This is a genomic window from Vibrio sp. V39_P1S14PM300, assembly GCF_009904765.1.
Lineage (GTDB): Bacteria > Pseudomonadota > Gammaproteobacteria > Enterobacterales > Vibrionaceae > Vibrio > Vibrio proteolyticus.
In genome coordinates, this window is record NZ_WXWP01000339.1 from 1 (window position 1) to 8,945 (window position 8,945).

The 8,945-nt window shown below is 51.8% G+C and carries 8 protein-coding genes; all 8 read right to left on the bottom strand.

Going from position 1 to position 8,945, the window contains the following annotated elements; all coding sequences use genetic code 11:
- Positions 1-704 (bottom strand): alanyl-tRNA editing protein (locus CAG65_RS17815; protein ID WP_161454488.1); only part of this gene is annotated, 704 nt, incomplete at its 3' end.
- 77 nt (positions 705-781) lie between these two features.
- Entirely contained in the window at positions 782-2,269 is a 1,488-nt protein-coding gene (gene der, locus CAG65_RS17820) for a ribosome biogenesis GTPase Der (protein ID WP_161448674.1), read from the bottom strand.
- Positions 2,270-2,436: 167 nt separating this feature from the next.
- Positions 2,437-3,597 carry an outer membrane protein assembly factor BamB gene (gene bamB, locus CAG65_RS17825; RefSeq protein ID WP_021706602.1) on the bottom strand — a complete coding sequence of 387 codons (1,161 nt, stop codon included), beginning with the start codon at positions 3,595-3,597 and terminating at the stop codon, positions 2,437-2,439.
- A gap of 12 nt (positions 3,598-3,609) precedes the next feature.
- Positions 3,610-4,224, bottom strand: a complete 615-nt coding sequence (locus CAG65_RS17830) for a YfgM family protein (protein ID WP_021706601.1) — start codon at positions 4,222-4,224, stop codon at positions 3,610-3,612.
- A gap of 68 nt (positions 4,225-4,292) precedes the next feature.
- The gene (gene hisS / locus CAG65_RS17835; protein ID WP_161454489.1) at positions 4,293-5,561 is read right to left on the bottom strand and encodes a histidine--tRNA ligase; all 1,269 of its coding nucleotides are present in this window, start codon (positions 5,559-5,561) and stop codon (positions 4,293-4,295) included.
- Positions 5,562-5,590: 29 nt separating this feature from the next.
- Positions 5,591-6,709, bottom strand: coding sequence for a flavodoxin-dependent (E)-4-hydroxy-3-methylbut-2-enyl-diphosphate synthase (gene ispG / locus CAG65_RS17840; protein WP_021706599.1), 1,119 nt, complete (start codon positions 6,707-6,709; stop codon positions 5,591-5,593).
- Positions 6,710-6,717: 8 nt separating this feature from the next.
- Positions 6,718-7,671 (bottom strand): cytoskeleton protein RodZ, encoded by a 954-nt coding sequence (gene rodZ / locus CAG65_RS17845; RefSeq protein WP_161454490.1) that lies wholly within the window; start codon positions 7,669-7,671, stop codon positions 6,718-6,720.
- Between the two features lie 353 nt (positions 7,672-8,024).
- On the bottom strand, positions 8,025-8,945 hold a 921-nt coding region (gene rlmN / locus CAG65_RS17850; RefSeq protein ID WP_161454491.1), incomplete at its 5' end, for a 23S rRNA (adenine(2503)-C(2))-methyltransferase RlmN.

Sequence of the window (8,945 nt, forward strand, 5' to 3'; positions counted from 1 at the left end):
GTCTTCCCCTGGCAACGCATGATGACTGGCGACTTCAACGCCAACCAACAATTAAGCTGTTGATTTAATTTATGATTAATTTCACTTAAATGCTCCAGCAAGTCGCCACTATTGAGGCCACGCTTACGTAATGTCTTACCCAAACGATAGCGATCAAGGCATTTATCCGGTGATACCTGACTGCTCACCTGTGCATAGCTGTTGAAATCATGATTGCCGATCGGGTCAAGACGCCCCGGCGCTTTCCGCCAATAACCATCAGCCAGCACTTTATTGAGCGCAATTGACGCTAGGTGCCCGGCAGAGTGCCCACGGCTCAAAGAACGTTGATACTCTGCATCAACAGACAATTCGACTTCCAATCCATTTTCCACAGAGTAATCTTCTGTACGGATATTATGTACCACTACGAAAGCCCAGCCAGGCGCATCACGTTTGACGGGAATCGCCTGACCGACAAACAAGGTTTCAGTGGCCAATTCCATCGCGCCCACCTGACAATCCACCACATCAAACAACTGGCCGTTGATGGTCAATGTTCCACGGTCGGCCGGATGATCCGGCCAGATATGACTGACCGGATGAAATGGTGTCGACGCCGTGACAATTGAGCAGATGTCGGACTGATGCTGAACCAACTGAATGATTGAAGTTTGCGTGGTAACGCCCTCACAAAATACGACCCGGGTCGGCGTGACTTTCATGTCTAAATCCTTATTCACAACTGGCAGATACAAAAAAGCGCCCGAGAAACTCTAGGCGCTTTTATCGCAGTCAACCGTTATTTCTTACGGTTTTTCATCATACTCATTAAGCGTTTGCGCTTACGTTCCTGAGACAACGTCATTTTACCTGACTTACCTTCAAACGGGTTCTCGCTGCTCTGGAACTGAATGCGGATTGGAGTCCCCATGATTTCCAGCGACTTACGATAGTAGTTCATCAGATAACGTTTATACGAATCCGGCAGTTCGTTCACCAGATTACCATGGATCACGACGATCGGTGGGTTATATCCCCCGGCGTGGGCATATTTCAGCTTCACGCGGCGACCACGAACCATCGGTGGCTGGTGATCTTCAGTGGCCATCTTCATGATACGCGTCAGCACGGACGTGCCCACTCGGGTGGTTGCCGACTTATACGCTTCCTGTACCGATTCGAACAAATGGCCGACACCTGTACCATGCAAAGCGGAAATAAAGTGAATGCGAGCAAAATCAACAAATCCCAGACGACGATCGAGCTCTTTCTTCACGTGCTCTTTTACGTCCATGTCCAGACCATCCCACTTGTTGACCGCCAACACAATAGAACGTCCTGCGTTTAAGGCGAAACCCAGCAAGCTGAGATCCTGATCAGAAATGTTTTCACGCGCATCGATAACCAGCAAGACCACGTTGGCGTCTTCGATCGCTTTCAGGGTTTTCACCACCGAAAACTTTTCCACCGTTTCGTTGATGCGTTTACGACGACGTACACCTGCGGTGTCTATCAGTACGTATTCACGCCCGTCACGCTCCATTGGAATGTAAATCGAGTCGCGCGTTGTACCCGGCATGTCATACACCACCACGCGCTCTTCACCCAGAATACGGTTGGTTAGCGTCGATTTACCAACGTTCGGACGGCCGATGATAGCCAGTTTGATGGGCTGCTCCTGAAGACGCTGGAACTCTTGCTCCGCTTCTTCTTCCGTGTAATCAAGCTGCTCTTCCTGCTCGTCTTTGTAACCAGTCAGATCTTCGATCTCACCCAGGTTCTCCGCTGCCAGTTGTTCTGCGAACGGATTTAGCGCGCGATCAATCAGCGCCCCAACACCACGACCATGCGCGGCCGCAATCTGGTACATGTTGTCCATGCCCAGTTGCCAGAACTCTGAACTAGCCGCATCGGCATCAATACCGTCAACTTTGTTGACCACCAACATGCTTGGCTTTTCAGTTTTACGCAGATGCTGAGCGATCGCTTCATCAGCAACGGTCAGGCCTGCACGACCATCCACCAGGAACAGCACTACGTCAGCTTCATCAATCGCCGCCAGCGACTGCGCCGCCATTTTGGTTTCTACACCTTCTTCACTGCCATCAATACCACCGGTATCGATTACGATGAATTCATGTTCACCCAATTTTGCCTGACCGTATTTTCGGTCACGCGTCAGGCCCGGGAAATCCGCTACCAATGCGTCGCGCGTACGAGTCAATCGGTTAAACAACGTAGACTTACCCACGTTCGGACGCCCCACCAGGGCAACAACAGGTACCATAACAACCTCTACAATGTACTTTCTATGTAGTTATAGGTAACCACTGACCCGCTTGCCAGATCAGCCAAAAATCAGCTGTTTACCTATAATCACACGTTTAAACGAGTTTCAATAAAACGGCTCCTAACTGTTGCCAGCCAGGAGCCGATTGTGAATTATATCACGATTTAATAATCGATCGTCAGTTTCTTTACACTGCCATCACGCGTGACAATCACATAGCCGTCGTCCACAGATAACGGGCCAACAGCAAAGCCACTGTCATTCGCCAGTTGCTGTGCAACAAATTCACCCGTCTCGCGATTGATCCAGTGCAGGTAACCTTCGCTGTCACCCACGACGACATCGCCGTTGATCAGTTTTGGTGCTGTCAGTAAGCGGTGTTCCAGTTTGTCGTTCTGCCACAATTCCGTGCCACTGCGGGTGTCCACAGCCACCACATGATCTTTGTCGGTGACCAGGTACAGGGTACGGCCATCTGTGGTCATATCCAGCGCCGAGGAGTACTTACGTTTCCAGGCCGGGCGTCCGCTGCGCAAATCGATAGCGGTCAACTGACCATTCACACCAACGATATACAGTGTGCCGCCGATAATAAGCGGCGACGCATCGACATCCACCAAACGGTCGATTTCCGTTGCCCCTTGCGGCGTACCGATAGGTTGTTGCCAAATCAGCTGACCACGTTGGATGATCGCCGCCGCCAGACGACCGTTGGCCGTACCCCAGAAAACGCCCCCAGAAATGGTGGTTGGGGTACTGTCACCTCGCAGCGTCAAATTCGGCACTTCGGTGCTGATGGTCCATTTCTGTTCGCCACTGGTCTGATCCAGTGCGACCAGCATGCCACGGCTAGTGTTAACAATCACCAGATTGTCATCGGCAGCCGGAGCGGCCAGGACTTCGCCATCCACATTCATGCGCCAGTTGATCTCACCGCTTTCGGCATCCAGCGCAATGACTTCGCCGTTTTCACTGCCAATGTACAGCTGTCCATACGCGGCAGTGATACCACCAGACAAACGGGCAATCACCTCACCTTCCAAGTCGGTTTGCCACAACGTTTGACCATTTTCCGGATCCAACGCTTTGACCAGACCTTCGCGGCTGGCGACAAACACTTTACCGTACTCGTACGCCGGGCTCAGTTTCGAAAAGTAGTGACCCACACCACCACCAATGGAAGCGCTCCAGGCGGTTTGCGGGGTAAACTGGCTTTTCACTTGTGGGACTGGTGCCATGATAATGGTGTCTTCTTCACCAGCACAGCCAGCCAGCGCGCCCAATACCACTGCCGACAACAGTACCTTGTTCCACACTTTCTTCATTAATCAGTGCCCTTACTTGGCCAGATCATCCAGTTTCATTTGCAGCGTCTGACTTGCGTCGTCTGCTTGCTGAGCTTCGGTATACGCAGCGTAAGCTGCATCGGTGTCGCCTTTACGCAGAGAAATGTCACCACGCAGTTCAGCCACACGGCCCGCCCAGCTTTTATCGGTAATGCCCGACAGTTCGCTCAGAGCGGCATCATAATTACCCTGCTCGGCATCAATACGAGCGATGCGGTAGCTGACCACCGCTTTCAAAGCCGTGTCCTGAGTGTTTTCTTTCGCCCAGTTCAACTGCGCTAAAGCTTCATCCAGCTTGTTGGCCTCGACCTGAACCTTCGCCAGTTGCAGCGCCGCCAGCACAGCGTATTCAGTGCCTTTATTGGCCTCAATGTATGACTGAACCTGATCCGCCGCCTCAGCGCCGTTTTGTCCCAACGCCTCAACTGCTGTTGTGTAGCTTTCCGAAGCGACTTCCTGAGCTTCCGCTACGGAGCTCTGGTAGTAACGCCAGCCAAACAGGCCACCCAGACCAATCACGGCACCAAAGATCACCGCTTTACCGTTGTCTTTCCACCAGTCTTTGATCGCTTCAACTTGTTGTTCTTCAGAATCGTAGAGTTCCACTTCCTGTCCTCTTAAATTTCAAAAAAGTGGCGATGGAATCACCGCCACTTTTAATATTTGTTTCGCGCTTAAATCAGTTCAGCCAGCTTCGCGACCACGTCACTCTGGGCATAGGTTGTCTGTTCGCCACCCGCCAGATCTTTCAGAACCACGGTGTTCTCTGCGACTTCGTTTTCTCCGAGTACCAGCGCCATGGCCGCACCGACTTTATCAGCTCGTTTGAACTGCTTTTTGAAGTTGCCGCCACCGAAGTGATTCATCACTCGCAGACCCGGCACCTGCTCACGCAACTGTTCTGCCAGCTTCATACCGGCCATCATGGTGCCTTCACCCGCCGTGACCATATAAACGTCGACACCACGACGGACTTCCGTCAACTCGAGCGTTTCCATCATGAGCACCAAACGCTCCAGGCCCATAGCGAAACCGACTGCCGGCGTCGCTTTACCGCCCAGCTGTTCGACCAGACCATCGTAACGGCCACCGCCACATACAGTGCCCTGAGCCCCTAAGCTTTCAGTGATCCACTCAAACACCGTGCGATTGTAGTAATCCAGACCACGCACCAGACGCTCGTTGACTGTGTATTCGATACCTGCGGCATCAAGAAGTTCACACAGACCCGCAAAATGTTGCTTCGACGCTTCGTCGAGGTAGTCCGAAAGTCGAGGTGCGTCACCTAAAATTGCCTGAACGTCCGGATTCTTGCTGTCCAGAACGCGCAGCGGGTTGGTGTGCATCCGGCGCTTACAGTCGTCATCCAGCACATCGATGTGCTGTTCGAGATAAGCGATCAGTGCCGTACGGTAGTTCGCGCGCGCCTCGAGAGAACCGATTGAGTTCAGCTCCAGACGAACGTGCTCAGCAATACCCAATTCACGCCACATTCGTGCCGTCATCATGATCAGTTCAGCGTCCACGTCCGGGCCGTCGAGACCAAAGACCTCGACACCACACTGGTGGAACTGACGGTAACGGCCCTTCTGCGGACGTTCGTGACGGAACATCGGGCCGATGTACCACAGGCGTTGCTCCTGGTTGTACAGCAGTCCATTTTCAATCCCAGCACGCACACAGCCTGCCGTCCCTTCCGGACGCAGGGTCAAGCTGTCGCCGTTACGATCTTCAAAGGTATACATTTCTTTTTCAACCACGTCGGTCACTTCACCGATCGCGCGGCTGAACAGATGCGTCATCTCAACGATAGGCATACGGACTTCGTTATAGCCGTATGCACTGATCACATGCTTAACCGTGCCTTCCACTTTCTGCCATAGTGGAGATTGTGTTGGGAGGCAATCGTTCATGCCTCGAATTGCTTGAATAGTTTTTGCCACAGTACTTACCGTAATATCATTGAGATGAATTAATCTTGAGTTTTGATCTGAATGCGGTTCTGCTCGTCCATCATCGCGGCTTTGGCGCGAATTTTGGCTTCCAGTTGATTCACCAGATCTTCATTATCAAAGCGCTCTTTCTGACGTTTACCGTCTTCATAAAACGCACTTTTCTTATTGCTGCCTGCCAGTCCCAGGTGCGACACTTCGGCTTCACCAGGTCCGTTCACCACACAGCCGATGATCGACACGTCCATCGGCGTAATGATGTCTTCCAGACGCTGTTCCAGCGCATTCACCGTACCGATCACATCAAATTCCTGACGAGAACAGCTTGGGCAGGCGATAAAGTTGATGCCGCGCGAGCGGATGCGCAGCGACTTGAGAATATCGAAGCCGACTTTGATCTCTTCAACCGGGTTGGCCGCTAATGAGATACGCAGCGTGTCGCCAATCCCTTCCGCCAGAAGCATGCCCAGACCTACCGACGACTTCACCGCGCCAGCGCGCGCACCACCGGCTTCAGTAATACCTAAATGCAACGGCTGATCGATCTGCTTCGCCAGCAGGCGATACGAGTCGACTGCAAGGAACACATCCGACGCCTTTACGCTGACTTTAAACTGATCAAAGTTGAGGCGGTCGAGAATATCGACGTGACGCATGGCCGATTCCACCAACGCAGCGGGCGTCGGTTCACCGTACTTCATCTGCAGATCTTTCTCCAGAGAACCACCATTCACTCCGATGCGAATCGGAATGTTTTTATCACGAGCGCAATCCACCACCGAACGAATCCGGTCTTCGTTACCAATATTGCCCGGGTTAATACGCAGACAATCCACACCGTACTCGGCCACTTTCAGTGCAATGCGATAATCGAAATGAATGTCGGCCACCAACGGCACGTTAACTTGCTGCTTGATCAGCTTGAAAGCTTCCGCGGCGTCCATGGTCGGTACCGATACCCGTACGATATCCGCACCGACATTTTCCAGCGCTTTAATTTGAGCGACGGTCGCATCGACGTCGGTCGTTCTGGTGTTGGTCATTGACTGTACCGCGATCGGCGCACCATCACCGATTGGCACGTCACCCACGTAAATACGTGTCGAAGGGCGACGTTTGATAGGAGACTCGTGTTGCATAGTAATTTCTAAGGTAAGGTGAATCTTGCTACTTTGCCTGAAGTATACCCAGAAAGGTCGACAGGTTCACTCGCAAATGTCATTGAAACGTTCTCAGGAGCCCCAAGAATCACTTTATAAGGTGGCTCACCACTCAGCGCCAGAGACTGGCCGCCTTTTTTGATGCCACTGGACAAGGTTTTGCCCGTCGAATCTTTAACCTGAATCCAGCAGTCGGCACTGAACGTCAGATTCAAGGTTTTCGCCATCGTGGCGTCAACGTGTGGCGCACTCTCGGTTTCAGTTACGGACTCGACCGGATTGACCATCGTAGCCGCCGGCTGTGATTCACTGACAGGCGTCTCACTGTCTTCGCTGGTCGGTAAAGCGTCGGCTGCATCCACAACCGCCTGAGCTGCCTCTTGCGGCGCGTCCGACTCATCGCCAGGTAGCGCTGCGTCACCGCCATCTAAGGTGGTAAAGTTGCCGGTTCCATCACTGTCACCAGCCGGTTGAGCAACCGAAGGCTGCGACTCCTTGAAACTGAGCGTATCCTGAGTCTGATTCTGCCACCACCACACCGATGAAATACCGATGATGATCGCGAAAATGCCCCAGGTCAGGATCATGATGCGGCTGTCATGCTTCTCACGTTTGGCCTTGCCTGAAAAGCTTTGCATCTTCTGCTCTTGCGGTTGACTTCCATCACAATCATCAAACGCGCACAGCACCACTTTCTCATCCAAACCCACCGCGCGGGCATACGAACGCAGGTAACCCCGGGTAAACGTAGCCACCTGACCCGATTCAAACTGGTTATCTTCAATATTTTCAATAATGCTGACACGCAACCTCAGCCGATCCGCGATTTGCTTTTGTGACAGTCCGAGCTCTTCGCGTTTTTGCTTCAGAATGGAGCCGGCTTCAATCGTTGATTTCTCTACTTTCAGTTCTTCTACTTTCGATTCTTGTTCAGTACTCATTGGTTACGTACTTCTCTTCCTTAGTTTCTGACCTTACGGTGCTTTTGTTGATCATAGTTAGTAGCGTTGTGAAGACGTCAGAAACAGATAAAATTTTCGAGGAATTTGTTCCTCGCCGGGATATTGGCACCACATCTACGAATAAGATAATTAAAACTGGGCCAAAATTGCAGCTTAAGTAGCAATTCTAATAGATATTGAGGGTTAAACAACATCGTGTTAGTGCAGATTTTACAAGCTGCTCAAGGTTTTTGTGCGGAAATTCCGTTAAAAAGTGTAATTTTTTCAATTTGTAAGAAAAAATAAAGCCAGAGCATGGCTCTGGCTTAGGGTAATGTCTGTGTTCGATACGGTCAAACCGCTTTCACTTCGATGCTCTCGCCACGCGCAGCTTTGAGCATTGCAGTCCGTTTGGTACGGTCAATCACATCTCCGACCAGCTGACCACATGCCGCGTCAATGTCGTCGCCGCGCGTTTTACGAATCGTTACCGTATGGTCATATTGCATCAGCGTTTTCTGGAAACGGTCAATACGCGAGTTACTCGGTTTATTGTATGGCGAGCCTGGGTAAGGGTTAAACGGAATCAGGTTGATCTTACATGGCGTGTCTTTCATCAACTGTGCCAGTTCATGCGCGTGTTCCGTGCCGTCATTGACATGATCAAGCAGAACGTATTCAACCGTGACTTTGCCGCGGTTGGCATTGGAAGAAGCAATATAGCGACGTACTGACGCCAGAAAATCTTCAATATCCCAGCGATCGTTGATCGGCATGATTTCACTGCGCAGTTTATCGTTCGGCGCATGCAGAGAGATCGCCAGCGCGACGTCAATTTTGCCCGTCATCTGATCCAGGCCAGAGACGACACCCGACGTCGACACGGTCACACGGCGCTTAGACAAACCAAACCCCAAATCATCGAGCATGATCTCCAGCGCAGGGATCAGGTTTTTCATGTTCAGCAGCGGTTCTCCCATCCCCATCATCACCACATTGGTGATCGGGCGACGGCCGGTTTCTTTTTCCAGACCCACTTCACGCGCAGCGCGCCAAACCTGACCGATGATTTCTGAGACTTTCAGGTTGCGGTTAAACCCTTGCTGAGCTGTCGAGCAGAATTTACATTCCAGAGCACAACCCACCTGAGAAGACACGCATAAGGTCGCACGATCGTCTTCCGGGATGTACACGGTTTCAACGTCCTGATCGCCAACCTTCATTGCCCACTTGATGGTGCCGTCGGAAGAGTGTTGTGCTTCGGCGACCACTGG